This window comes from Halomicronema hongdechloris C2206, from assembly GCF_002075285.3.
GTDB classification, from domain to species: Bacteria; Cyanobacteriota; Cyanobacteriia; order Phormidesmidales; family Phormidesmidaceae; genus Halomicronema_B; species Halomicronema_B hongdechloris.
The window spans coordinates 1434365-1458995 of record NZ_CP021983.2; the positions used below are offsets into that span (position 1 = coordinate 1434365).

The window sequence follows — 24631 nt, forward strand, 5'->3', positions numbered from 1 at the left end:
GCCGAGAGTGAGCCTCGTCAGGGATATGTGCGGCGGGATAGTCCTTACCCCGCAAAAAGTAGACGCCACCGATGACCCGACCATTCCCAATCAACGGGGCCACCAGGCCGTGCTCAAGCCCATAGGGACGAAACAGCTGCTGATAGAGCGGGCTCTGGTGCTATGCTGGCAATGATTGTATCGATAGGGTGTGCCCGGAATGTCGGGACTGCTGTAGGTGGCAGTGACTGAAACTTGGCTGGAGTTGCAGATTATCTTTGTTGGCGATACCAGCGCCCCAGGGTGGTGGGGGCAATGCCCAGGAGATAGCCCCCAATCATGACTTGATTAATCAAGGTGGTGCGGCAGGTGCCCAGAGTCTGCCAGCGGCGACCTGAGGTCAGCACCGCAGCCGGGGCCATGGCGATGCGGCCCTGACGCCGCAGTCGGCGCACCAGCTCAAAGTCTTCCATGATCGGCAAGTCGCGAAAGCCGCCTAGCTCTCGGAAACGATCTGCCCTCAGGAACAGGGCTTGATCGCCATAGGGCAGTTGCAGCAGCTGCGATCGCAGCTTCACGCCCCATTCCACCCAGCGCAATCCCCAGCCCGATCCCTGGATCGCCAGCTCAAAGGCCCCGGCCACCACCCGCGGTTGCGTCAGCGTGGCTGGCACTAGCTGCTCAAATCCCTGGGGCAGCCAGGTATCGGCGTGGAGAAACAACAGAACCTTCCCCCGGGCCATGGCTGCCCCTCGATTCATCTGCCGCGCCCGTCCTGGGGGCGACGCCACCACCTGCACCTGGGCTGCCCGGGCCACGGCCACCGTGTCGTCTTGACTGCCCCCATCGGCCACGATCACCTCCACCTGGGCAGCGGCCTGCACAGTTTTCAGCAGGGGTGGCAGATTAGTGGCCTCATTCAAGGTGGGGATGATGACCGAAATCAGGGGCCTAGAAGAATCGGCAGCCGTCAAGGGGAAGGCGTCGACAGAATTTGGTTGCAAATGTCTAAATCCTCTGGGGTATCCACATCGGTGAGGGAGCGCAGTTGCCAATGACTAAGTCCCAGCTGCTCGGCGGCGGCGACCGTCTGTTGATGCACTGCCGCCGTACTCCAGGGTATCCCCTGAAATAACGCGGCGACGGCTCGCTGTAGGCCAATTAGGTAATAGCCGCCATCGGTGGCCGGCCCCAACACCAGCTCGTGGTGATCCAGGGCGCGAAAGCCCTGATTTAACAGAGAGCTATCCAGCTGCGGACAATCGGTGCCGATGGCGATGACCCGGCGATAGCCTTGGGCAAAGGCGGCTTCAAAAGCCCAATGCAATCGGTATCCCAGATCGCCCTCAGGCTGGAGGCAATAGTCGATATTGGCTCCTAACCAGGCTGTCATGGCGGCGGCATCTGCCCCGGTAAACCACAGCGTAATCGATAGGGGTCGATACCGGCTCAGGGCACGACCTTGGGCCAGGGTATGCTCGGCCAGTCGGCGATAGAGGTCACTGGCGGCCACAGGACCAAGGGCCGGAATCAAACGGGTTTTGACCTGGCCCGGCTGGGGATAACGGGCAAAGATCAACAGGCAGTCTTGGCCAGTAGAGCTGGAATCAGCGGATGACATGGAACTCAGAGTGGGTGAATGGGTGCGGCACCGATAGCGGCAACATGTACCAGTATTCAAGGCTCAGGGACCAGCTCATAGGATCACAAGGAGGATGCCGCAGATGGCTATGTAACTACCTTGCTGGATCAGGCTGTTAGGTAGGTTAAGTCTCCCTGAGAGGAGGCTGAAAATTCTTGGAGGGGTAGCAACTGGTGGAGTATTACCGAATTACCTCAGCTCCACACCTCTATTGAATAACGCCTGAATAACACCTGATTTTCAGGCATCTACTCGTTTAGTGGAACGATGTCGCCAGTACAGGGCCAAGCTGCTACCGATCACGGCCAGGGCCGAGAGAATGTGCACCACGTTAAACGGGGTGCCGGGGAAAAACCAGGAATCGGTCCGAAGAAACTCGATGAAAAAGCGCCCCAAAGGGTACCAGATCAGATAGCCTAGGGCGATATCCCCTGGCTTCAGTTGTTTCTGAAAGCGGCGGGAAATCCAGAACAGTAAGGCAAAGCCCAGAAAATTCCACAGGGATTCATAGAGAAACAGGGGCTGAAATCGGATGCTCTCGGGATATTGAGCTAGGTTGTCGTAGGGAGGAATGCGATGATCTGGGTCGATGCGCAATCCCCAGGGCAACGTAGTCGGCGGGCCGTAGAGTTCCTGATTAATAAAGTTACCCCAGCGGCCAATGGCCTGGGCCAAGGGCAGACTCAATGCGATCGCATCCAGATAAATGGGCGTCTTCAGGCGACGCATGCGGGTGAATAGCCAAAGGGCGATACCGCCAAAGATGAAGCCGCCGAAAATATGGATGCCGCCGCCCCAGATCTTCAAAATTTCAGCGGGATTGTCTAGGTAGTAGCCCAATCCGCCAGCGCCCCGCGGCGACTGAATAAACACATAGTACAGCCGGGCGCCGATGAAGCCTGGAATTAGAATCCAGAACAGCATGTCCCAGAGGTTATCGCTATTTTCACCCCGCCGTTCTACCTCGCGGCTAGCAATCTGAGCTGCCGCCAGGATCGCGATCAGCATCAGCAGCCCATACCAGCGCAGGGCAAACGGGCCGATTTCAACGATGATAGGGTCAACAGGTGGGTACATGGGAGGACGAAGAACGGAGGACGGAGAATGGAGGACGGAGGGCGGAGAATGGAGAACAGCAAGGGAGAAGGGGAGAGGGGGAAGTAAGAAGGCAGAAGGCAGAAGGCAGAAGGCAGAATTAAATTCAAAATTCAAAATTCATTGCTGCCTTGCCGATGCGACGCGATCTACAACGGCTGATCGACCATCTTTTCCGCGGGGTCCAGGGCGGTAGTTCGGCAAGCTCACCACCAGCGGTTTGCCTTGGTCGTCGGGGTCCGAGGGAACGAAATCCCCTCGGGCGAGCACCTCGAGCTACCAAGATAAGCGTAGTCTTATCAGGGGCCATTGCCCCTGATCGACAATACCTTTGTTCCACCCATCTCCTGCTTCAATCCTCCAGATACCCTAACTCTTCTAAGCGACGACGCACTTCCGGATCTTCAAAATTATTGGCCCGCTCGGGGGCGGTCACGGTGACCGGCACTGAGGACCGCTGGGCAAAGGCCTGCAGATAGTCCTGCAGCACCTCCACATTCTCCGGCAAGATGGCACTCAGGTTAAGGTCTTCGGTGGGGTCTTCTAGCACATCGTAGAGTTCCGCCCCCTGTCCTTCGGTGTCAATCAGCTTGTGCCGCCCCATCCAGATGGCCCGACGGGTGCGATCGCACCCCCGTTCTTGCACCAACTGGGGCTGTCGCCGCTGCATCAAATTCACCACATTCTGAGGCGGAATCGCCTCAGCAAACACCTGATCCGCCCCAGAGGCAGTAGTCTGGGCCAATTCCAGGGTGGCTTCTGCCGCCGTGGCCAATCCTGCCGCCACCAACACCGTATGGAATAACCGTCGCGTCGAGACCACCTCTTCGGCCACCGTACCCGGCGTTAATCGAGCCGCCGGATCTCGAATGATCAGCGGCACCCGGATCAACTCATTGTAGATAGACAGGCTATGGCCCATGAACTGCTTTTCCCCCAGATGCTCCCCATGGTCAGCACAGATCACCACCAGGGTGTTGTCCAAGCGCCCCGCCTGCTGCAACCGCTGGAAGAACTGCCCCAACAAAGCATCCTGATGGGCCACTTCAGCGTCATACATGCCATCGAGAGTCTGCTTTTGCTCCTCATCGAGGGCGCCCGTCAGCGGCGCCAACCAGCCATACACATCCGTATTGAATCGCTGCAGGAAACTCTGGGCTTCGCGGTCAGCCAGCACATGGGGAGCAAATTGCTCGATATAAGACCGGGGAGGATGATAGGGCATATGGGTGCCCATCAAGTTGACAAAGGCAAACACCGGCTGATCAGCGGCAACCCGGGGCCGATTAATCAGAAAATTAGCCGTATCTTCTAAGGATTTGGCCGTATTCCCCTTAAAACTCAGGGCCGTTTGCCACAGTGGCACCATCAGCGGCGTGAAGGAAAGGGCCAGCAGGGTTTCAGAGCGGGCAAAGGCATCCTGGATCTGATTCAACACCTGGGCCAGTTGGCGCTTAAACCATTGTCGATATCGCCCCACCAACCCCGGTGAGGTGCCCGCCTGGTTAGGCCGAGAAGTTAGCAGCCCACTGTAATTCAAGAAGCTGTCAAACCCCCGCCGCAGGCCGTTGTTGATCACGCCCACCAAAGGATTGTTACAGAACCCGGCAGTGACATAGCCCCCCGCTTGCAGCCGTTGGGCCAAGGGGGTCAGCTCTGGTGACAATACCGAATAGGACTGCACCATGCCATGCTCAGACGGGTAAAGCCCCGTAAACATGGAGGCATGGGAGGGCACTGTCCATTGGGCGGCTGAGATCGCATTGGCAAACCGGGTGGCATCGGCCGCAAATGCATCTAAATGGGGAGAGGTGGGCTGGTCATACCCGTAGCAGGACAGGCGATCGGCACGCTGGGTATCGAGGACCAGAAATAAGATATCGGGACGGGATTGAGACATGGTGTTGAGATCAACGGACGGGACGCAACAAAAGGATTGTCAGGGCTTCCTTGCCCCTTAATCTACCGGAGCAGGGTCCAGTCTGTCCTGGATCGGCGGCTGAGAGCCACGGAATTATTGAGAATTTCTTTCAACCATAGCAACTGCTGGCGCCGATGTGCGGTGGTGTCGCTAAGCTCATCTGGCCCTGAGTTATAGCCACTGCCACAATGTTTTGTGCGGTGGCGAGCCAGTCAGCCTGCCTAGAGTGGGCCATGGGGCGATCAGCCATGTCCTAAGCTGACTGGCCAACGCTATATCTGGCCCAGCCTATAGCTGGCTGAGGATTTGCGTGTCGATGGAGAAGTCGATGTCCTGTTGCTCCCGGCCCGACGGCAGGTAATCGCGCTGATAGGCATCCTTGAGGCCAGCTGTCAGATCAAACTCGGGTTCCCAATCCAGATCAGTAAGGGCCTTGGCAATACTGGTGAAGAAATGCTGTAACCGCAGCGGAAATGCCTTGCGCTTGCCAAAGTCGAAGGCACTGGGGTCATAGTGAATCAGCTGCAGCTGTTCGGGATCTCGACCCATAGCCCGGGCACAGGCCCGGGCTAGGCCATCCAAGGTGACGGCCTTTTCCCCCGAGATGTTGTAGATCTGGCCCACAGCATTGGCATTGCCTAGGACAGCCACCATGGCCCGGGCTAGGTCCTGGACATGGCCTAACTGAGTCAAGGCCATACCGTGGCCGGGAATAGGAATTGGCCGCGACCGGCCGATGCGATCGAAGAACCAAGCTTCTAAGTCATTGTAATTTTGGGGACCATAGATATAGACCGGACGCACGGCCGTGAAGGGCACCCCTTGCTCGGCGAGGTAAACTTCTGTGTCAAACTTGCCCCGGTGACGACTCTTGGGATCAATGGCATCTCCCTCTATGTGGGGCATCTGATCGGATTTCTGGTACACCCCAGCGGAGCTGACATAGACAAAATGCTGTAGGTGATCTCGAAAGATTTCTATCAGCGGTTGTGTGTCTTGCAGTTCTCGGCCGTTGTTGTCGAAAATGGCGTCAAAGCGGCTATCGCTAAGGGCCTGCTTCAGGGCATCTGTGTCTTTGCGATCGCATCGAATCTGCTCCACCCCAGCCACAGGAGCGGGCCGATTGCCCCGGTTTAGCAGCACCACCTCATGGCCTTGATCGACTAACAGCCGAGTCAGGAAGACGCCGATAAACCGCGTTCCCCCCATTACTAAAATCCGCATGGGACCCTCCATCCGTGTAATCAATGTTTATCTTAAGACGGGCCGATCCTGGAATTCGATGTTAAAAAGCGGCTCCCCTGGGAAAATGTCTCGTAAGCTAGGGCCATATCCCCTGGCCATTTGCCCCAGTGGGTGACTCGTTCCTATCCTAAATTCAGCTCGAGATAGTTGGGCTCGACATGAGTCATCGCCCCTGAGGCACCCCCCGTAGCTGGATTTGGACAAGGTTTAGAATAGGGATTGACTCTGGCTCTGCGGGCCTGAGCGGTCTGGCGTCGACATAAGGTCTAGCATGCATCAGCTTGAGCACGCCTACAGAGTCCTGGATCTACACCCGGGAGCCTCCCTAGAGGAGATCAACCAGGCCTATAAGGATCTGGTGTTTATCTGGCATCCCGATCGTATTCCCCAAGAGAATACCCGCCTGTTAGAGAAGGCCCAGGAGAAAATCAAGCAGCTCAATCAGGCCCGAGACCTATTGAGGTCCCACAACAAGACCAAAGGCGGGGTCCGCTCCCATGCCTACAGCGCCTCCGGCAATAGCCATGGGAACCAGGCGTCAGGTTATCCGCGCAGTGACGCCTATCGGCCGCCAGCCGCTTCCTATTACAGCAACCGTTATCGCTCTGCTGGCTATACCCGTGGCTCCAGTAGCAGTTATCGCCCGGGATATACCGACAGCTACCGTAACGGCTATCCTGGCAGCCACAATAGTTACAGCAGCCATCGCTCCGGTTATACGAATCCCTACCGCCCTGGCTCTACCCACCAGAGTCAGCCCAATGGCAGGAGTACCAATGGCAGTCAGTACTCTAGTCAGCGCTCTAACGGCAACTCATCTAGCAGCAATGGCTCCCAGGCAGCCAGCAGCACCAGCAGTAGCGGCCACCGGCAGAGCCCATCCCAGCAGAATGTGTCCCAACAGGCCTACAACGCCTACCGGGCTCGCCAGCAAAATCCCGACCTAAGCGGCACCGATCTCAGTGGCGCCAACCTACGGGAGAAGGACCTCTCCGGGCGTAATCTCAGTAATGCCAACCTGAGCGGCGCCGATCTCAGTGATGCCTTTCTCCACAAGATCAACCTGAATCGGGCTAATCTCTGCCGGGCCAAACTCTTTCGGGCCAATTTGCTGCAAGCCGACCTCAGCCACGCCAACTTGCGAGAGGCCGACCTGATTGGTGCCGATCTCAGTGGCGCCAACCTCAGCGGTGCCGATCTCAGTGGCGCCAAGGTGGGCTTTGGGGGCAAGGTCATGGTGAAACTAACCAGCACTATTCTGACCGGTACCATCATGCCAGATGGCACTATCCATGACTGAATCTTGCCAGCATTCTTTCAAGAGTGCTGACATCCAGAACCCGACAGGCTTTCACAAATTTGACGGCCATAAGCTGGCAAGACTCTCCCGACAACGCCGAAAGAGTCCTGCACGTGGATTGATTAACGGCTACAGCGCTTTTGAGGCCAGTGAGGTACACGACTGACCATGAACTTCCTTGATCCCGGGAGGCAGGCTGTACCTCATCCCGCAAGGAAATACTATATGGCTGGAATCACCAGATGGTGCTCTAGCAAAGAGGTCATGCCCACTGTTAGGACAGGTAGGGCCAGGTAGCATCGTTTAGCGACATACGGGCAACCCTGGGGCATAAGCCTCAATCACCCGCCCCGTCTGGCTGCAGGTGATCATCAAGTAATCACACTGGGGACACTGGGTCCGAACCAGATGTTCAGTGTCGATATAGTAACGCTCTGCTGTGTTGCCACAATTGGGACAAGCTACTTTTTGAAACACGCTAACCATTTGAAAGCTCCCGACCAATAAAAAATAATTAAAGTCAAGACGACGTTTGACACGTTTTGAACACACTGGCTATGACATTGACCGAAGAACGGTTTACCCAGAGAAATCGCTTAGTTCGCGACGGATATATTTGCAAATCTCAATTTTTCTAAATACTGTTCAATAGCCTGCTCATATTATGTCAACTCTGCTGGCAAGACGCAACTGAGGAAAACAGGGCTGGGATCATGGAAAGTCAAGGGATATAAGTTGATCTCAACCATGGGAATATCCGTTGAAATAGAGTTTTTTCCTCTAATCAACTTCTACTCTTATCCCTTGCTTAGGGGCCCTGAGACGATAAAATTACAGATTTTCTTTAGAGAATGGTATTGTAGAGGCCCTAGCGCTCCCTAATCCCCTCAGACGACCGTAATTGTCGGGTCATAGCGCCGCTTGGGGGCAGGGCTGAGAAACCCGTGGGAGAATTTAACCGTGATTTTTATGCACTATCCCCCGTTTCCAACAGGGCTCGCTACCATGGATCGGTCTGCCTGTCGCCGTGGGGATGCTTTAGCCCAGCTGATCGCCCAATTTCCCCAAGTAGAGCGGGTGGCCTGTAGCCATTTACACCGCCCCCTTCAGCGGCGCTGGGCCAGTACTGTTGCCAGTGTTGCCCCTAGTGTGGCTCACCAAATTCAACTGACCTTACAGCCTCAGCACCCCTTAGCCCTGACCCTAGAACCTGCAGCATTTTACCTGCACCAGTGGTTACCCACCTCTGGTTTAGTGACCCATACCGTGTATATTGGGCCATTCCCCACCTATACTTACAAGACTGGCGAACCGGTGACCGAATGCCTAAGCTGATTGTTTATCGGCGACAGGGATAAATCTCAGAATCTCTGTCGATTGCAAGAGGACGCTATTGATGGCTGTGAAGCTCCCCTGGCTGTCTGACTTTTTGAAAGCCCGATTATCTCGGCGCATAGTGCTGTGGGTCTTCCTCAGCATCGTCGTCATTGAGGCCATTATTCTAGTACCCTCTGTCTATCGGCGAGAGCGGGAACTCTTGCAATATCTACAATCTTTATCGGCCACCCATGCCCTGGGTCTCTTGGATAATCTAGCCATTGACGAGCTGCAAGGACAGGCCCTACTAGAGGCATTGCGTAGCCTACAGCACCAAGATGTGGTCTTGGGGGGGGCTCTCTATACCGCCAATGGCACCCTAATTGGAGAATTTGGGGAGCCGCCCGAGTTAACCTATACCCGCTTCCAGACAGGCCAGTCTCAGCATTACAGTCGTCGTCACAATCGCTACGACGCCGTCTGGACCATGTCGCCCCTCGAGGGCGACTATGTGCTGATTATTCGCCATGATGCGACTTGGGTGCAGCAGGAGTTTTTTGGGTTTGTGGGGCGGATCGCTGGCTTGGTGGTGATTATCTCGGCTTTTGTCACCGGGGCTACCATGATTGTGTTAGAGCGGCTTCTGATTAAGCCGATCATGGGGCTGCGACAGGACCTGCTCAAGGCTGGCCAAGTTATCAGTCAGGATTGTGATACAGGGCAGGTTTGCTTTCGCTCCCTCAATCCCGACCGGCATGACGAACTGGGGGATGTGACCATGGCCTTTGAGCAGATGTTTCGTCAGATTACCGATGCGATCGCAACTCGCAAGCGGGTCGAAGCTGATCTGCGCCAGTCAGAGGAAAAATTTGCCAAAGCCTTTCAGGCTAGTCCCAATCCCATGATTATCAGTACCCTAGCCGATGGTCGCCTGATTGAAGTCAACGACACCTTTTTGCATCTCTACGGTGATACCTCGGCTCAAGTGATCGGGCAAACAGCCCTGGAACTCGACCTCTGGGCAGATCCTCAAGATCGGGAAGACATGATCGATACCCTGAGACACCAGGGCTATATCCGCAATCGAGAGTACTGCTTCCAAAATCAGCAGGGTCAGCTGCGCACGGTGCTGTATTCCTGTGAGCAGATTCAGATTAATCACCACCCTTGCATTCTATCCGTGGTGAATGACATTACCGAACGCAAGCAAGCGGAACAAGCCCTGCGCCAGAGCGAAATCCGCTTTCGCACCCTAGTGGAGCAGGCGGCAGATGCCTTTTTCGTCATCAACAGTGACGGTCGCTTTGTCGATGTGAATCAACAGGCTTGTGACAGCCTGGGATACCAGCGGCAGGACTTACTGCAGCGCCATGTCTGGGATATCGAAGCGGTCATGACCCCAGAACGCTTTCAGCAGCTCTGGCAAAGCTTACAAGAGCAGAACTTCGGTACCCTCGAAGGTAAGCATCGCCGCCGGGACGGCAGTCAATTTCCGGTAGAAGTTCGCCTAGGGCTCCTGAGACTCAATAACCATTGCGCTGTCCTAGCGTTGGCTCGCGATATTAGCGAGCGTAAGCAGGGAGAACAGGCCCTGGCCCGTCTGGCCGAAGTCGGCGAGTTGGCTGCCATGATCGTCCACGAAGTCCGTAGTCCATTGACTACCGTGCTTATGGGCCTACAGTCGTTTCAGCAACTAGAGTTGCCCCAGCGTCCCCGACTCCGGCTGCAGCTAGCCCTAGAGGAATCCCAGCGGCTGCAACGGTTGCTGAATGAAATCCTCATGTATGCTCGCCAGCAAACCTTGAACACTACCGAACTGGAACTGAATCAGTTTCTCAAGGATATGCTGGTCACGATGAAGGAGTTGCCGAGTTGCGATCGCACCATTGAGTTTCAGCCCACCCCGACCGCTGTTCCTATCACCGCCGACCCCGACAAACTCAAACAAGTCTTCATTAATCTGCTCAGTAACGCCTGTGAAGCCACTAGCGAGGGAGATACTGTCCGTTGTTGGATAACCCCTGAGACAAATTGGGTGAAGGTTTACGTCCACAACGGTGGCGAGCCCATTCCACCAGAGATTCTCCCCAAGCTAACTCGCCCCTTCGTCACCACAAAAAGCTCTGGTAATGGCCTCGGCCTAGCCATCACCCACCGCATCATCGAAGCTCACAATGGTACCTTAACCATCGATTCTTCAGAGACTACTGGCACCACGGTAACCGTGTCATTACCAGCCACCCAAGCCCACATATCCAATTAAACGGCACCTTTACTCACCATCACTGTCTTCCAAAGAAAGACTATTCTATGTATGTATTCATTCAGCCATAGCACACCGATGAGCACCGTGACCATAAAACAAGATAGATTAACCCCAAAGAACGAATACCTATAGCAACTATAAAGTTTCGTCCAGTTGCAGCTTGATTAGTCATCAAAAATCGAAATGTTGCATAGCTAGCTTCATCGTCAATGATTAACCTAGCTCTAACTAGTAACAATAACTATACTATTCATCAAATATCAATTTCTAACTAACCGAGGATTTCAGAAAGCCTGTAATAATAACCTGTCCGCAGACTTAGGAAAACTTTATAGTAACTTAGAAAAGGCAGCGCCTGGTTGAAGTTCACATGAACGCGCTTGCTACTAACAGAAGCAAGGCGATACCTTCGGGATTGTAGTAGGTTCACCTATCCTACAGACAGACTGCGGAGAGTAACTCTTCACCCATGGCAATGAAAGAACTCTTACCCTGGCTACCTCAACATCAAAGTATTCGCGAGGCACTTGCTAACTATAGTAAAGGCATAGGTCTACAGGATAGAATTGAATATCTCCGCACAATTGCAAAGCACGACCTCGACTTTACTCAAATCACTCGAGTTGACCGGCGTCTACAGGAAATCATAACAGACCATTCCAACCAGATTAAAGGACTGCAAACTGTTAAAATTGCCATCCTAGCTTCCTCAACAGTAGATCATCTGCAGTCAGCCATTCGGGTGTCTGCACTGCGCCGAGGATTAATTGCTCAGTGCTATGTTGCTCCTTATGGTCAGTATCATCAGGAGCTCTTAAATTCAAATTCTGGTATATATAAATTTAAGCCAGACATCGTTATTTTAGCTGTTAATAGCCATGATATTGGCATACAACTGCCATGCTCCTGCACTGCCCAAGAGGTTGAAAATGCCGTAGAGAAAAGAGTAAATGAATGGATACAACTCTGGGGAATAATTGATACAAAGCTACAAGCAACTATCATTCAACACACGATGGTAATTCCCCCTGAGCGGTTATTTGGGCAATATGATTCTGTACTAGCAGCTGCCCCAAGTAACATACTCGTGCAAGTCAATGAATGCTTGCGTCGTAAGGCTGCAGAGCATAAAGTTTTACTGTTAAATCTTGATGAAATTGCCGCCTTTGTTGGCAAAAGTAAGTGGTGCAACCCTACACTTTGGTACCATTCTAAGCAAGATGTTTCTCCAGTATATGCTCCCCTATACGGAGATTATCTAGCTCGGGTAATAGCAGCTATTCGGGGGATATCATATAAATGCCTAGTCCTAGATTTAGATAATACTCTTTGGGGTGGTGTTATCGGTGATGATGGCTTAGAGGGAATTATTCTCGGACAGGGAGATGCTATTGGTGAAGCCTATCAAGCATTTCAAGCCTATGCAAAAGCGCTAAAAGAACGAGGAATAATTCTAGCAGTATGCTCTAAGAATGAAGAGATAAATGCCTTAGAACCATTTGAACATCACCCAGAGATGATTCTAAAAAAGGAAGATATTGCCGTTTTCTTTGCGAACTGGGAGGATAAGGCAACAAACCTCCAACGTATTGCTAAGCATCTAAATATCGGACTAGACTCTCTGGTATTCTTTGATGATAACCCTGTCGAACGAGCAGTGGTAAGGCAACTAACTCCTGCTGTTGCTGTCCCCGAAGTTCCCGAAGATCCAGCTCTATATGTTCGTTACTTATCAGATGCTGGATATTTTGAAGCTATTTCTTTTTCTGGCGATGACACTAAACGGGCAGAGCAGTATCTGGCAAACAGTCGTAGAAATGAATTAAGGGAGAAAACTCAGGACCTGGAGAGCTTCTTAGAGAGTCTCCACATGGAAATGACTGTTGGGCCGGTTGACAAAGTTTCCTTGCCAAGGGCCACTCAGCTGATAAATAAAAGCAACCAGTTTAACCTCACAACTCGTCGCTATACCGAAACTCAAGTCAAGCAGATGAGTGAAGATCCAGATATTTTATGTCTTCAAATTCGTCTCAAAGATGATTTCGGAGACAACGGATTAATCAGTGTTATCATCGCAAAGCCAATCTTACTAGGATCTGAGCAAGCTCTTCATATTGATACATGGCTAATGAGTTGCCGTGTATTAGGTCGACAAGTCGAGAAAGAAGCCCTGAATATCTTGGTTAATCAAGCTAAGGAAAGAGGGTACAGTACATTACATGGAGAATATATTGAAACTGCAAAAAACCAGATAGTAAGGGATCATTATACTAATCTTGGATTTAAGCTACTATATGAAAAACAGGAGCAAGATAAAGCATTTAGAAGTCTATGGTCATTGAATACTAGTAACTTCGAAGAGTTCAAAACTACTATCAAAAGTAAAGTTCTTATTTGAGGAAAAGCTATAATGAGTCGCGAAAAAATTTATGAGCAGCTGAATACAGTGTTTCAAGATGTCTTTGATGATGATTCAATCAAAGTAGAAGATAATACATCAGCGAAGGATATTAGTGCCTGGGATTCGATGGCTCATATTAACTTGGTTTTGGGCACTGAACAAGAATTTGGGATTAAGTTCAGAACATCCGAGGTGGCAAAGCTTAACAATGTGGGAGAATTCATTGACTTGATTCAAAACAAGCTAGCTAGCTAGCTAGAGAATATGACTCACCAAATTCTTTTAGTTTCAGTGTGTAAACCTAGGCACTAAATCCAAGGTATTGCCGTAGAAAAACCATCAGTAATGACTGGATGTAAATCCAAATTGCTTGATGAAGCCTCTAATTCTTCTAATAAAGAAGCAAATTAAATTCTAACTTAGTTGAATTCAAAATAATGCTTTTTAATTCATACGAATTCATTCTACTATTTGTGCCGATAACACTTATCGGATTTTGCTTAGTTACTAGATTGAAGCACCAAAGACTTACAATTTTTTGGCTTGTTATTGCATCTTTTTTCTTCTACGGCTGGTGGAATCCACCTTATTTACTATTACTGCTGCTATCGATTGGAGTGAACTATATTCTAGGCCAAGCTCTGAATCGAGCTTATATGGCAGAAGATGAAAGTGTTGGTAAGGTGCTGCTTATCGGCGGCATAGTCTTCAACCTAGGTCTTATCGGCTATTATAAATATTTTAATTTTTTTGTAGACAATGTTAATGCTATTGTCGGCACATCATTTAATATATCTGCAATTGTTTTGCCTCTTGGCATTTCATTCTATACCTTTCAACAAATCTCTTATTTAGTTGATAGCCTAGAAGGGGAGACAAAACACTATAGGTTTATAGATTATTGCCTGTTTGTCAGCTTCTTTCCACAGCTTATTGCTGGTCCTATTGTTAGTCACCAAGAAATGATGCCCCAGTTCTCTAGAAGGGGCAAATTCGGGATTAGTCAAGAGAGCCTAGCAATAGGCTTAACAATTTTTTCAATAGGCTTATTTAAAAAGGTAATTCTAGCAGACCAAATTGCTCTCTATTCAACCCCTGTATTTAATGCTGCTGATCAAGGTGTTTCGCTGACAATAGCAGAGGCTTGGATGGGAGCATTAGCGTATACTATGCAGATTTATTTCGATTTTTCTGGCTACTCTGATATGGCGATTGGCATAGCTCGGTTATTTAGTATTCAACTGCCTCTTAACTTTAATTCCCCTTATAAAGCAGTCAATATTATTGATTTTTGGGGACGCTGGCACATGACATTAACACGCTTCCTTACACGTTACTTGTATAATCCAATCGCCCTAAGCTTGTCTCGAAAACGAGCCCGTGATGGAAAAGACCTGATTAAGAGAGGAGTTGGAAGCTTTAGTGCGTTTACTGAACTACTGGCATTTCCTACCATCACTACCATGTTCCTGGCCGGACTCTGGCATGGTGCAGGCTGGCAGTATATTGTATTTGGTTTACTTCATGGGTTGTATCTTACAGTAAATCACGGCTGGCACATGTTACTTAAGGCATTTGGCCAGGTTCCTAAGAAGACAACATGGTGGCAAAATCGGCTGGGTCATCTACTAACTTTTGGGTGTGTTGTCGTAGCAATGGTTTTCTTCAGGGCACCGAGTGTTAATAATGCCATAACTATTTTGTCAGCGATGGTAGGAGCTAACGGTATATCTTTAAGCGATGGTGCCTTATTTACAAATCAGCTATTCAGCAATGCAAAATTGGGACTCTTATGGATAGTAGCTTTAATGGCAATTACGTTTTTATGCCCCAATACACAGGAATGGCTATCAGAACATAGTCCTGCTTTGGATTATAAACCCATAAATCCTACCAAGCCTTTTCATAACTGGGCTAGTTATATTCAGAAACATTTGAAATGGCAGCCTAATCACGCTTGGGCTATGATAACAGCTGCAATTGCTGTAACAGGTTTTCTAGGACTTTCAGGGGTTAGTGAATTTATCTATTTTCAATTCTAATATAATCATCATACTCATTGAAAATTGAAATTGAAAATATAGTTTAGTCAAATATATTGCCGGTGTCAGCTTCCATTTCTGATTTGATAAGCAAAATGAGAGTCTTGTCTAGCTTAAAAGATAGTCCAAGGTCCTATGTCTTCATATGCTAAATCATTAAAGTTCTTCGCTGGCTTTTCAGCTATTTACCTAGCAGCTGTTGCTTGCATTAACCTTTGGCTAGATCCTTTCGGTTTGAGAAATCACGGAGGTAGACTTAGTCATGCTCGTCTTGTGAAGGCCATTCAGGTTAACCGACTTAATCCAGATGTTGTTTTCGTTGGTTCTTCCAGTGTAGCTATTGGCCTAAATCCTGAACATGAAGTGTTTCAAGACTATAAATCAGTTTATAACTTAGGTATCTTCGGGGCAAATTTTTACGAGTTAGGGCATTATTTTCGGCATGCAGCACATGGGGATAACCTCGAGAAGGCCTTTATTGCCTTAGACTTTTATGGATTTAACAAGTTCATGGAGGTAAAGCCCGGTTTTTCGGAAAGTCGACTAAATTCAAGGCGAATGCATCCTCGAGACTTTCTAGAGCTATATTTTTCGTTAGAGGCCTTGACTCTAATTAGGGATGCCAATGTAGAAGAAAACTATTTTGCTTCCAACGGACTTCTACCTAAACTTCAAAATTGGAATATACAAGACCGAGAAGAACTTTTTGCTAAGCATCTACAGCAAAATATATTAGAGGAAGGAGGGATGTATTATGGAGATTATGCCCTTTCTGAGAAAGCATTTCAAGAATTAGCCCATGTTGTCTCACTGGCTCAAAAAGAAAACATCGACATTCAATTTTTCCTGCCTGCTCCTCATGCTACTCTTTTTCATTATGTCTTAGATACTCCCGAATATTGGACAATCTACAAAGAGTGGTTGCGGAAAATCGTCAAAATTTACCCAGTATGGGATTTTTCAGGATGTAATAGAATTACGACAAAGTCTGTAGATTCAAGTGAAGAGTATTATGAAGATCCACTTCACTTTACTCCCAAAGTAGGGAGCCTGATGATTGAACGAGTATACGCACGTGAGTCAAGTGAACTTCTACCGAAATTTGGTATCTATGTAACGCCTGATAATGTTGATAGCCATTTGAAGGAAGTTGAAAAGCAATGTGATCGCTGGAAACAGGAAAATCCAAAGACTATTGCATGGCTAGAAAGTCTAAACCTTAAGCCAGCATTAATATCTTCTCGTCAAGAATAGTTGAATGGATTAATCAGGAGCCTAGGAAATAGTATCTATAAACTTTACTCACTTATGATTTTTACTTATCTTTAGCAGCATGTCTTATCATAGTAAATTTCTCAGGAACTTCTTTAGTTATACTGCAGCTTGTATGCTCGTTGTCTTGGGAGTTAATGCATTTGTAGACCCTTATGGAATTCGTAAGGCTGGAGGACGAGTTGCAAATGATCGATTAGTCAAAGCTATTAAGGTTTCTCAAATAAAACCAAAGGTTGTCTTTTTAGGATCATCAGGTGTTGCTAGGGGACTTAATCCTAGTCATACTGCTTTTTCAGAAAGTAGACCAGTTTACAATTTGTCTCTTTTAGGGGCTAGTATTTATGAAATAAAGCGATATTTTGACTACGCGGTTGCGCATAACAAACTTGAGCATGCCATTATTGGCCTTGATTTCTATGCATTTAATGACTCTAGGGAGGTAAGGCCTGGTTTTTCAGAAACAAGACTGAATTCCCAATATATTTCCCCTAAAGATCTTTTAGGCATTTATCTATCTCTTGATTCCCTCAACCTAGTAATGAATCCTGATCAGAGAGGATATTATTTCGCTGATGATGGAACATATGAGCATCGAATTCAAATAGGCATAGAACGCCAGTTCGAGATAAAGCTTATTGAAGACTTTACTCAGTCCGAACAAATGTATTGGAACTATAAGTTTTCTGAGGCAACAATTGGTCACTTTCAGTCAATAGTTGAATCTGCCGATTCAGAAGGGGTTAGAGTTGATATTTTTCTACCTCCGTTGCATGCAACTTTATTTTATTCTGCAATGATGTCTAACTACTGGCCAACTTACGAAAAATGGTTAAAGAGAATTGTTAATATTCATCCTGTTTGGGATTTTTCGGGATGTAATACTATTACTACCGAGCCAATCAGCGGAGAAATGAATTGGTTTGAGGATCCATCCCACTATACTGAAGAAGTAGGTGATCTAATCCTTAATAAACTATCTGAAGCTGAGAGTGGAAAGTCACTAAGAGACTTTGGCCAATATGTGACATCTGAAAATGTAAATGAGCACCTCCAACAGGTTAGATCTCAATGCCAAAAATGGTCAAATTCTAACCCTAATATTATGCATTGGCTAGAGGAACTTAACCTAATAAATCGAATGAAGATCTCAACAGCAGAATAAAAATATAATTTTATGAATTATCGAACCTATTATTTAATAATAGGATAGTAGAAGCTAAAGTCATCATCTGGCAACACCATGGAATTTCCATTACAGCATAAAACTTCAATTTCTTTCTCTTCAGGTGATCTTGACCTTTTTAGCAAGGCAAGCCATGATCGTAACCCTTTGCATCTCTCCGAAGACTATGCTCGCAAAACTCCATTTGCCCAACGTGTAGTTTTTGGCGTTTTGGGTGGTTTATCTTGTTTAAAGTATTTACAGGACCGAGCAGATTTTCAACTGAAAAAAATTTTTCTAGAATTTTTAGGTCCCTTATTTATTAATCAGTTTTATTCATTAGAGATAACTGAAAGTTCACAGGAGCAAGTAACTGCGCGGATTTTCGATGGTAGACGCCTAATGCTAAAAATGAAAGTGAATTTTCGACCAGGAAATTCACCGACCATTCAGGCCGTATCAGCACAAGCCTCCCGTACCGAGGCTGTAATGTTGTCGCCATCAGAACTGACTAGGGGCATTAAGTTGGATGAAGCAACATATTGCCCTAATCTTGAAGCATTACGTATATTAGCTTATCAACTGAGTTTACCTGAGAAAGGTGTTGGTGAAGTAGAGATAGCCACATTACTTTGGGCAAGTTACTTCGTGGGAATGGAGTTACCAGGATTCCAAGCACTTTTTTCTAAGCTAACTCTTAGCTTTGAAAATTCTTTACCCAATCTAAAAAAACCATTTTCCTATACTAGTTCATTAACCTATTTTGACGACCGCTACAATTTACTGCGCACAAAAGCTGAGTTATCTGATAACGGTAAATCATTTGCTACTGGAGAAATCCAATCCTTTATTCGCCCTACTTCAACTATTAGTACTTCTCAATATCTCGAGACTCTACTGCCGAGTTCTGAATTCTTAAAGGGAAAAGTAGCCTTAGTAACAGGAGCTAGTCGAGGTTTAGGGGCTGCAATTGCACAATCGCTAGCATTGCAAGGATGTACCGTTCTAGCTAACTTTCTCCGAAGTTATCCTGAAGCTAAATCGCTACAGAAAGCGCTAGAAAATGCACCTGGCCAAGTTATTTTGATGCAAGGTAATGCAGCGGAATTATCTTGGTGTCTTTCAGCTAAGCAGGAAATTATTTCTAGATATGGCAAGCTAGACTTCTTGATTTGTAATGCTTGTCCTGCTATATTACCCCTCTGGTTAGAGCCAACAGCTGTTGATCGGGTGAATGAATATGTCGCTCAAAGCCTAGCTCTCATGAGTGTACCAATGTCTACCTTTCTCAGTTTAGTATCTGAGAGCTTAGGCTGGAACATTGTTATTTCATCAATCTATGCCAGTCAAGCTTTTCCGGCAGACTTACCTCACTACGTTATCGCGAAATCTGCAATTGAAGGTCTCACAAAGGTAGCAGCCTCTGAATACAAGGATATTAACTTTGCTATAGTAAGACCTCCCAAATTGCTGACTGATCAGACAAACACGCCTATCGGTAGACAAAATGCTATATCTGTCGAGAAAGTTGCCGTTTCTATCACAGAGCATTTAAGAAATGTATCTAATAAAACTCAGATAGATATATTAGAGAATATTTGGGAAATAGATTAATGGTTTTTCCCTAGGAATTGAATTTCAGTTTCCTAAAGATATAGCAATCCCAGTTGATTTATGAACAAGGTGAATATTCTTCTATTTTAGAAAAATCGAACTTTTGATGATCTATAAAGAACTCAAACAGATACTTTACAGCGGGGAAAGAACGACACAACCTCCAAAATCTTCTCAATGAATTTTTGGCTTGTAACCAAACATCTTCCACTGGATTTTGTTCTGGTGAATTGGGTGCAAATAGAATACATTTGAATTGCCATTCTGTCTCTTCCTTCCCATGATTGACTGTAGCTAAAAAATCTTTGATCTCTTGTGACTTATGATAACTAGCGCCATCCCAAATTAATGCGATTTGCTTCCCAGGATTTTGTTCCTGCAAGTACTTCATAAAAGCAACTGTATTCTCTCCATTCCCTTTCTCGTAAGGATGCAAAATAAATTCTTTTGTTTGATAGTTTAATGCGCCATAATATGTTTGCCTGATTCTCTCGTTTGTAATAGGGATTTCGATTCGCATATCTGTCTTGCCCCAGACATATCCACAAACATCACCCCAAAGGAGATGACACTCATCCAAAAAAAGTACAATCAATTCCCCAGACTCAATTTTGAACTGGTTTTGACGGATAAATCCTTGGATTTCTTCTCTTTTTTTTTGACTAGAGCTGGATCAGATTTCGGGTTGGTTTTTTGAGATTTCTTCCAACTAATACCTGCTTCCGAAAAAAGTGTATAGTAGCTTTGCTTAGACTTGTAAATCACATCATAATGTTCATCTAAATATGAAACTAATTCATCAAAGTTCCAGTAGTTTCTGGTTCTCAGCCACGAGATAATTTCTGTACGATCATCTGGGGTTAGGTAACTTTTTGATCCTTGGTAGCCGAGTTTAATACCTTCAATGCCTTGTGCTTCGAATCTGTTCTTCCAATATGTAATAAAAGACTTGTTTATTCCCAGAAATTTGGTAATCTTAAAATATGGCTCACCCTCCAATGCCATTTTTACAGCCAATGCTCGCTTAAGCTCTCTTGAATCAGGATTACTACTTATAAAGTCTGATAGAATAGCACGATTATCTACTTTTTGTTGGTGTTCTAATTGAAAACTATTCATGAGTACAACTGTATTGACAGCTTGATGATATTTATATACTACCCATTCTAAACTCATTTAGGGTTGCTATATGGCGTAATCTATTTTTTAGAAACTGGAATTCCAGTTGTACCAGAGCATGAACTCTCATAAACTGCACAAGATCTGGACGGTAGTAACTCAGGAATAATTTCAACTACTCCAGAGTAACTGATAATGGCAGCATCTTAACTTTTTAAACAAGATATATATTGTCTGTCTTTTATCCAAAAATAACCAATCAGCATGGCCAAAAAGGCAGCTTTACATAGAAAATTTTTACGATATGAGTGCAATATCTTCTGTCTTTTATTGGTTATTTTTCATATATTTCTAGTGAAAGACTGTATAAATAAACTTTGAGAAATGACATAGATTAAATTCTATAAGGAACTTCTTGATTGTATGAAATCGTATTTTTTAATTATACTAACATAAAGATTTTCTGAGATAATCTTATACATTTAAAAGTAATCTGTTTATTTTTAAGGATTACATAGATTATCAGCTAAATGAAGTTGATTTCATAAAAATCGGATTTTGCCATGTTTTTTTAATAAAGCGATTCATTATATCTAGATGTGGAATACGATATTCGCTTATCCTATTAATGCTCGGAAAACTCCAATATGAAATTGGAGAAAAACGGATATTTGAGGAGTTTAGAGCTAAGAATGATGGCTAAAGTGACAGGGGTTATACCTGCCAGATATAAATCAACTCGCTTCGAGGGTAAGCCTCTCGCTATTCTTGAAGGCAAAACCATGATCCAAATGGTTTATGAGAAATGTTGTAAGAGCAAACTCTTAGATCAGATCATGGTTGCTACAGATGATCAGCGTATCTACGATAACGTCTTATCTTTTGGTGGAAATGCAATTATGACCGAAACCAATATTGCCACTGGAAGTGATCGTTGCTATGAGGCCGTTAAGTATGATAGCTGTGATATTGTAGTCAATATTCAGGGTGATGAACCACTCATTGATCCGAACGTCATCGATATTTGTATTCAGGCCTTGATAGATGCACCAGAAGCAGTGTGCTCAACCCCAGTAGTCAAATCAAATAACCCAGACGAGATTAATTCTCCCCATGCAGTTAAAGTAGTACTCAATAAAAAACTTGAAGCACTTTACTTCTCAAGATATCCAATCCCTTTTTTTCGTAATAATCTAGATGATGAAATCTATTATCGACATATTGGATTGTATTGCTATCGTAAATATTTCCTAGAACAATTTGTCTCTATGGCCCAAACCTTTTTAGAACTTTCCGAGTCATTAGAGCAGCTTCGTATTTTAGAAAACGGATATAAGATTCAGTGTTGCCTAGTTGATTATGAATCAGTTGGAGTAGATACCCCAGAAGATTTAGAGAAAGTTAAGCGGCTTTTGAAAATATAGATTTTATTATTAATTGAATACTACTGGAACTAAGAGGATATGCAGATGTTGACTAAAATTCCGAAGATTTCTTGTTCTCTTTTGGCGGCATTAGATAGTGATTACTCCCTAACAGATGTTCTAAAAAAACTAGATATCGTTGGTGTAGATATTATTCATTATGACGTCAGTGATAATGCAAAGACTTTAGATCTTAAGGAGATTAATAAATTACGTACTAGCACCTGCCTACCATTTGATGTACATTTAAGTGTCGAAAATCCCGATCCATATCTAAAAGATGTTCAGCTTCAGCCAGAAGATTATTTTTGTCTTCATGTTGAAAATAATCTGAGCTGGGCACAACTTGAAGAAGTACGACATAAGGTTGGTTGTAATTTTGGTTTGGCAATTAACACAGACACTCCTGTAAGTGATCTATTTGACAAAGCACAAATTCTCGATTATGTGCTGTTTATGTCTGCCACCCCTGGTGTTTCTGGTGGACAGTTTAACGATCAAGTAATCAGTAAGATCAAGGCATTTCGTCGCGCCTTTCCAGAGGTTAAAGTGCACGTAGATGGTGGTGTCAACCATTTATCTGCTGCCCTATTAAGAGAGTTAGGAGTTGATGTCCTCATCTCTGGTTCTTACATCTTAAAAAATGAAGATTATCTAGTTCAGCTAACTAAGCTGTTTGGTAAGAACCTATACCTGCGTGTTGCCGATATTATGAGGGCTCATGAACAGGTACCTCGTGTCACCCCAGATACTGACATTTGTCAGACAGTCTTAGAAATGAATACTAAGTTGGTTGGTTGCACTTGTGTCGTAGATCATGACAACCGCTTGCTTGGTCTAGTGACGGATGGAGATGTTCGTAGAAGATTGATTCTTCAACCTGATTTGTCTAGTCTAAAGGCAAAGGATTTAATGGCAAAGCATCCCTTTGTTATTACACCAGATGTGCGACTCCTTAATTTGCTACGGGAACTAGATAAGAGACGTGCAGGATTTGATGTGATTCCAGTTATAGATGCATCTGAACAATGTATTGGTCTTGTCTGGTTACGAGATATTATTTCAAGTCACGCTTTATAAGCTAGCAAACAGATTTCTTGATTCTCTCAGTACATAGATCTAGGTAAGGATATGATTATTAAACTCAGCCAATCTTCTACCGATATGGCTCTAAAGCACCTGGTGAAATGGTTTGCTCAGCAAGATGTTGAAGCCCGTCAGATTAACTGGGGAGCTCAGGTATTATTGGTTACCTCTTCGAAATGGAAAGGGGACGCTGACTATCTCAAAAGTATAGATGGGGTTGAATCCGTTACTGAGATGACAGCAGATTATCAACTCTGTACTCGTAAATTTCAACCTCAAGACACCGTGATTGATTTAGGTGACGGCGTCATTTTTGGTCGTGGTGCAACTGTCATGATGGCGGGTCCCTGTGCGGTTGAGTCAGAAGACCAAGTCATGCGGACTGCTGAATTTTTGCGTAGTAAGTTTGACATTAAAGTATTTCGAGCGGGGGCATTTAAGCCTCGCACATCACCCTACACATTCCAAGGCCTTGCAGATGAAGGACTAAATTTGTTAGCCAAGGTTCGTAAAGAATTTGGCATGAAAATTATCACTGAAGTTAAAGATACAACTCACCTGGCAGCAGTCGCTGATGTAGCTGACATCATCCAAATTGGAACCAAGGCCATGTACAACTTTTCCCTTTTGGCTATGTGCGGTCAGCTTAAGCAGCCAATTGTCTTAAAGCGGGGCTTTATGACAACAATTAAGGAGTTCTTGCAGGCAGCTGATTTTATTCTTAGCAGTGGTAACTCTAAGGTTATTCTATGCGAGAGAGGTATTCGTAGCTTTGAACCTCAAACCCGTTTTTGCTTAGATGTTTGTTCTGCTGCTTTAATCAAAGAGTTAAGCCATCTGCCCATTGTTCTCGATCCCTCACATGCCATGGGTATTGCAGCTCAAGTGCCTCTTGTTGCTCAATCAGCTGCGGCTTTAGGTGTTGATGGACTATTAATCGAGACTCACCCTGATCCTGCTAATGCAAAGAGTGATAAAGAACAAGCACTGTCTTTTGAGGAATTTGGTCGAATAGTGCCAGTTCTAGATAAAATTTGCACTGCAGTAGGCCGGAGGCTGATTGCGTGAGTTCCCTTCTCCTTGACTCCATTCTTGATAGTTGCCAAGCAGTCATCTTTGATATGGATGGCGTGATAGCAGATACTGAACCACTTAAGTTTCAGGCTTATCAATTTGTATTTCGAGAGGAGTATGGGATTGAGCTACCAATCGAGGATATAGCTTGGCGAGGTATGAAAGAGCAGTCTGTAATTGCCTATTGGTTCAATAAATTTCAGCTGGTGGGTGATCCTCAGAAACTAATTGAGGATAAGCGAGCTGCCTACCATTCTCTTTTGGTGCAAGGTAAAATCACAGCAATACCTGGCATCATGGCATTTATCAAATATCTTCGATCGCTGGGCAAGTTGCGGGCAGTTGCCACGAGCTCTAGTTGCCAAGAGGCGGTTATGGTATTAGAAGCTCTGCATATAAGGGATGCCTTTCATCAGGTTATAACTCGAGATGATGTGCAAAGAATGAAGCCTGATCCAGAAGTTTATCTTGCTGCAGCATCAGCCTTAGGAGCCAATCCATCTAATTGCATAGTCTTTGAAGATAGTCAGTCGGGAGTTGGTGCTGCTAAGGCAGCTGGAATGTTTTGTGTGGGAGTGTTAACTTCATTTTCAAGAAAATCTCTTGGGCCCGTCGACCAAGTAATCAATGATTTCACAGATTTAGCTATAAATTTTTAGAATTTACAAT

Annotated in this window: 20 protein-coding genes; 13 read left to right on the forward strand and 7 right to left on the reverse strand. The window is 46.0% G+C overall.

The genetic code is table 11. The features are described 5' to 3' along the window. Positions 1 to 251: 251 nt before the first annotated feature. From XM38_RS06510 to XM38_RS06530, 5 genes are all read right to left on the reverse strand, one after another. Complete coding sequence (locus XM38_RS06510) at positions 252 to 983, reverse strand: TIGR04283 family arsenosugar biosynthesis glycosyltransferase (protein ID WP_080807563.1); 732 nt, start codon at positions 981 to 983, stop codon at positions 252 to 254. Continuing rightward, a complete protein-coding gene (locus XM38_RS06515) occupies positions 950 to 1600 on the reverse strand; it encodes a TIGR04282 family arsenosugar biosynthesis glycosyltransferase (protein ID WP_080807566.1) in 651 nt (216 codons plus the stop codon). Before XM38_RS06515 ends, XM38_RS06510 begins: the two co-directional genes overlap by 34 nt. 261 nt (positions 1601 to 1861) lie before the next feature. After that, the gene (lgt, locus tag XM38_RS06520; protein WP_080807568.1) at positions 1862 to 2698 is read right to left on the reverse strand and encodes a prolipoprotein diacylglyceryl transferase; all 837 of its coding nucleotides are present in this window, start codon (positions 2696 to 2698) and stop codon (positions 1862 to 1864) included. A gap of 370 nt (positions 2699 to 3068) precedes the next feature. After that, entirely contained in the window at positions 3069 to 4616 is a 1548-nt protein-coding gene (locus tag XM38_RS06525; protein ID WP_088429351.1) for a sulfatase, read from the reverse strand. Between the two features lie 309 nt (positions 4617 to 4925). Then, positions 4926 to 5861, reverse strand: a complete 936-nt coding sequence (locus XM38_RS06530; RefSeq protein ID WP_088431553.1) for an NAD-dependent epimerase/dehydratase family protein — start codon at positions 5859 to 5861, stop codon at positions 4926 to 4928. Between the two features lie 292 nt (positions 5862 to 6153). Between XM38_RS06530 and XM38_RS06535 the strand changes: the two genes are divergently transcribed. Then, a complete protein-coding gene (locus tag XM38_RS06535) occupies positions 6154 to 7182 on the forward strand; it encodes a pentapeptide repeat-containing protein (protein WP_080807571.1) in 1029 nt (342 codons plus the stop codon). Between the two features lie 303 nt (positions 7183 to 7485). Here XM38_RS06535 and XM38_RS28670 read toward each other — a convergent pair whose 3' ends face one another. After that, positions 7486 to 7668 (reverse strand): replication restart DNA helicase PriA, encoded by a 183-nt coding sequence (locus XM38_RS28670; RefSeq protein WP_080807574.1) that lies wholly within the window; start codon positions 7666 to 7668, stop codon positions 7486 to 7488. A 519-nt stretch (positions 7669 to 8187) separates the two neighbouring features. Between XM38_RS28670 and XM38_RS06545 the strand changes: the two genes are divergently transcribed. The 8 genes from XM38_RS06545 to XM38_RS06580 all read left to right on the forward strand — a co-directional run bounded on the left by XM38_RS06545 (position 8188) and on the right by XM38_RS06580 (position 19259). Then, on the forward strand, positions 8188 to 8517 hold the full coding sequence (locus XM38_RS06545; RefSeq protein WP_137455032.1) for a metallophosphoesterase family protein: 330 nt from the start codon (positions 8188 to 8190) through the stop codon (positions 8515 to 8517). A gap of 61 nt (positions 8518 to 8578) precedes the next feature. After that, entirely contained in the window at positions 8579 to 10762 is a 2184-nt protein-coding gene (locus tag XM38_RS06550; RefSeq protein WP_080807580.1) for a PAS domain S-box protein, read from the forward strand. Positions 10763 to 11234: 472 nt separating this feature from the next. After that, positions 11235 to 13163, forward strand: a complete 1929-nt coding sequence (locus tag XM38_RS06555) for an HAD-IIIC family phosphatase (protein WP_080807582.1) — start codon at positions 11235 to 11237, stop codon at positions 13161 to 13163. A 12-nt stretch (positions 13164 to 13175) separates the two neighbouring features. Continuing rightward, a complete protein-coding gene (locus tag XM38_RS06560; RefSeq protein ID WP_080807585.1) occupies positions 13176 to 13421 on the forward strand; it encodes an acyl carrier protein in 246 nt (81 codons plus the stop codon). A gap of 401 nt (positions 13422 to 13822) precedes the next feature. Continuing rightward, a complete protein-coding gene (locus XM38_RS06565) occupies positions 13823 to 15208 on the forward strand; it encodes an MBOAT family O-acyltransferase (RefSeq protein WP_202978838.1) in 1386 nt (461 codons plus the stop codon). A gap of 135 nt (positions 15209 to 15343) precedes the next feature. Next, a complete protein-coding gene (locus XM38_RS06570; protein WP_137455033.1) occupies positions 15344 to 16462 on the forward strand; it encodes a hypothetical protein in 1119 nt (372 codons plus the stop codon). A 133-nt stretch (positions 16463 to 16595) separates the two neighbouring features. Next, complete coding sequence (locus XM38_RS06575; RefSeq protein WP_137455034.1) at positions 16596 to 17645, forward strand: hypothetical protein; 1050 nt, start codon at positions 16596 to 16598, stop codon at positions 17643 to 17645. 78 nt (positions 17646 to 17723) lie between these two features. Continuing rightward, complete coding sequence (locus tag XM38_RS06580; protein WP_088429355.1) at positions 17724 to 19259, forward strand: SDR family NAD(P)-dependent oxidoreductase; 1536 nt, start codon at positions 17724 to 17726, stop codon at positions 19257 to 19259. Between the two features lie 58 nt (positions 19260 to 19317). Here the strand turns inward: XM38_RS06580 and XM38_RS28675 are convergent. Then, positions 19318 to 20378, reverse strand: a protein-coding gene (locus XM38_RS28675) for an IS630 family transposase (protein ID WP_088431532.1) whose coding sequence is annotated in 2 segments (ribosomal slippage) — positions 19318 to 19916 and positions 19916 to 20378 — 1062 coding nt in all. Because the reading frame shifts where the segments join, the coding sequence is not laid out codon by codon here. 692 nt (positions 20379 to 21070) lie between these two features. Here XM38_RS28675 and kdsB point away from each other — a divergent pair. Genes kdsB through XM38_RS06605 form a run of 4 tightly spaced genes read left to right on the forward strand, consistent with a single transcriptional unit; the run spans position 21071 to position 24621 of the window. Continuing rightward, positions 21071 to 21802 carry a 3-deoxy-manno-octulosonate cytidylyltransferase gene (gene kdsB, locus XM38_RS06590; protein WP_202978839.1) on the forward strand — a complete coding sequence of 244 codons (732 nt, stop codon included), beginning with the start codon at positions 21071 to 21073 and terminating at the stop codon, positions 21800 to 21802. 45 nt (positions 21803 to 21847) lie between these two features. Next, a complete protein-coding gene (locus XM38_RS06595; RefSeq protein ID WP_187329311.1) occupies positions 21848 to 22882 on the forward strand; it encodes a CBS domain-containing protein in 1035 nt (344 codons plus the stop codon). Between the two features lie 51 nt (positions 22883 to 22933). Further along, positions 22934 to 23956 (forward strand): 3-deoxy-7-phosphoheptulonate synthase, encoded by a 1023-nt coding sequence (gene aroF, locus XM38_RS06600; protein WP_088429357.1) that lies wholly within the window; start codon positions 22934 to 22936, stop codon positions 23954 to 23956. Then, positions 23953 to 24621, forward strand: coding sequence for an HAD family hydrolase (locus XM38_RS06605; RefSeq protein WP_088429359.1), 669 nt, complete (start codon positions 23953 to 23955; stop codon positions 24619 to 24621). Before aroF ends, XM38_RS06605 begins: the two co-directional genes overlap by 4 nt. Positions 24622 to 24631: the final 10 nt, after the last annotated feature.

Excerpts from the sequence above, each read along its gene's own strand:
- XM38_RS06515 (WP_080807566.1), bottom strand. The coding sequence starts at position 1,600 with ATGTCATCCGCTGATTCCAGCTCTACTGGCCAAGACTGCCTGTTGATC.
- lgt (WP_080807568.1), bottom strand. The coding sequence starts at position 2,698 with ATGTACCCACCTGTTGACCCTATCATCGTTGAAATCGGCCCGTTTGCC.
- XM38_RS06525 (WP_088429351.1), bottom strand. The coding sequence starts at position 4,616 with ATGTCTCAATCCCGTCCCGATATCTTATTTCTGGTCCTCGATACCCAG.
- XM38_RS06530 (WP_088431553.1), bottom strand. The coding sequence starts at position 5,861 with ATGCGGATTTTAGTAATGGGGGGAACGCGGTTTATCGGCGTCTTCCTG.
- XM38_RS06535 (WP_080807571.1), top strand. The coding sequence starts at position 6,154 with ATGCATCAGCTTGAGCACGCCTACAGAGTCCTGGATCTACACCCGGGA.
- XM38_RS28670 (WP_080807574.1), bottom strand. The coding sequence starts at position 7,668 with ATGGTTAGCGTGTTTCAAAAAGTAGCTTGTCCCAATTGTGGCAACACA.
- XM38_RS06545 (WP_137455032.1), top strand. The coding sequence starts at position 8,188 with ATGGATCGGTCTGCCTGTCGCCGTGGGGATGCTTTAGCCCAGCTGATC.
- XM38_RS06550 (WP_080807580.1), top strand. The coding sequence starts at position 8,579 with ATGGCTGTGAAGCTCCCCTGGCTGTCTGACTTTTTGAAAGCCCGATTA.
- XM38_RS06555 (WP_080807582.1), top strand. The coding sequence starts at position 11,235 with ATGGCAATGAAAGAACTCTTACCCTGGCTACCTCAACATCAAAGTATT.
- XM38_RS06560 (WP_080807585.1), top strand. The coding sequence starts at position 13,176 with ATGAGTCGCGAAAAAATTTATGAGCAGCTGAATACAGTGTTTCAAGAT.
- XM38_RS06565 (WP_202978838.1), top strand. The coding sequence starts at position 13,823 with ATGGCAGAAGATGAAAGTGTTGGTAAGGTGCTGCTTATCGGCGGCATA.
- XM38_RS06570 (WP_137455033.1), top strand. The coding sequence starts at position 15,344 with ATGTCTTCATATGCTAAATCATTAAAGTTCTTCGCTGGCTTTTCAGCT.
- XM38_RS06575 (WP_137455034.1), top strand. The coding sequence starts at position 16,596 with ATGCTCGTTGTCTTGGGAGTTAATGCATTTGTAGACCCTTATGGAATT.
- XM38_RS06580 (WP_088429355.1), top strand. The coding sequence starts at position 17,724 with ATGGAATTTCCATTACAGCATAAAACTTCAATTTCTTTCTCTTCAGGT.
- kdsB (WP_202978839.1), top strand. The coding sequence starts at position 21,071 with ATGATGGCTAAAGTGACAGGGGTTATACCTGCCAGATATAAATCAACT.
- XM38_RS06595 (WP_187329311.1), top strand. The coding sequence starts at position 21,848 with ATGTTGACTAAAATTCCGAAGATTTCTTGTTCTCTTTTGGCGGCATTA.
- aroF (WP_088429357.1), top strand. The coding sequence starts at position 22,934 with ATGATTATTAAACTCAGCCAATCTTCTACCGATATGGCTCTAAAGCAC.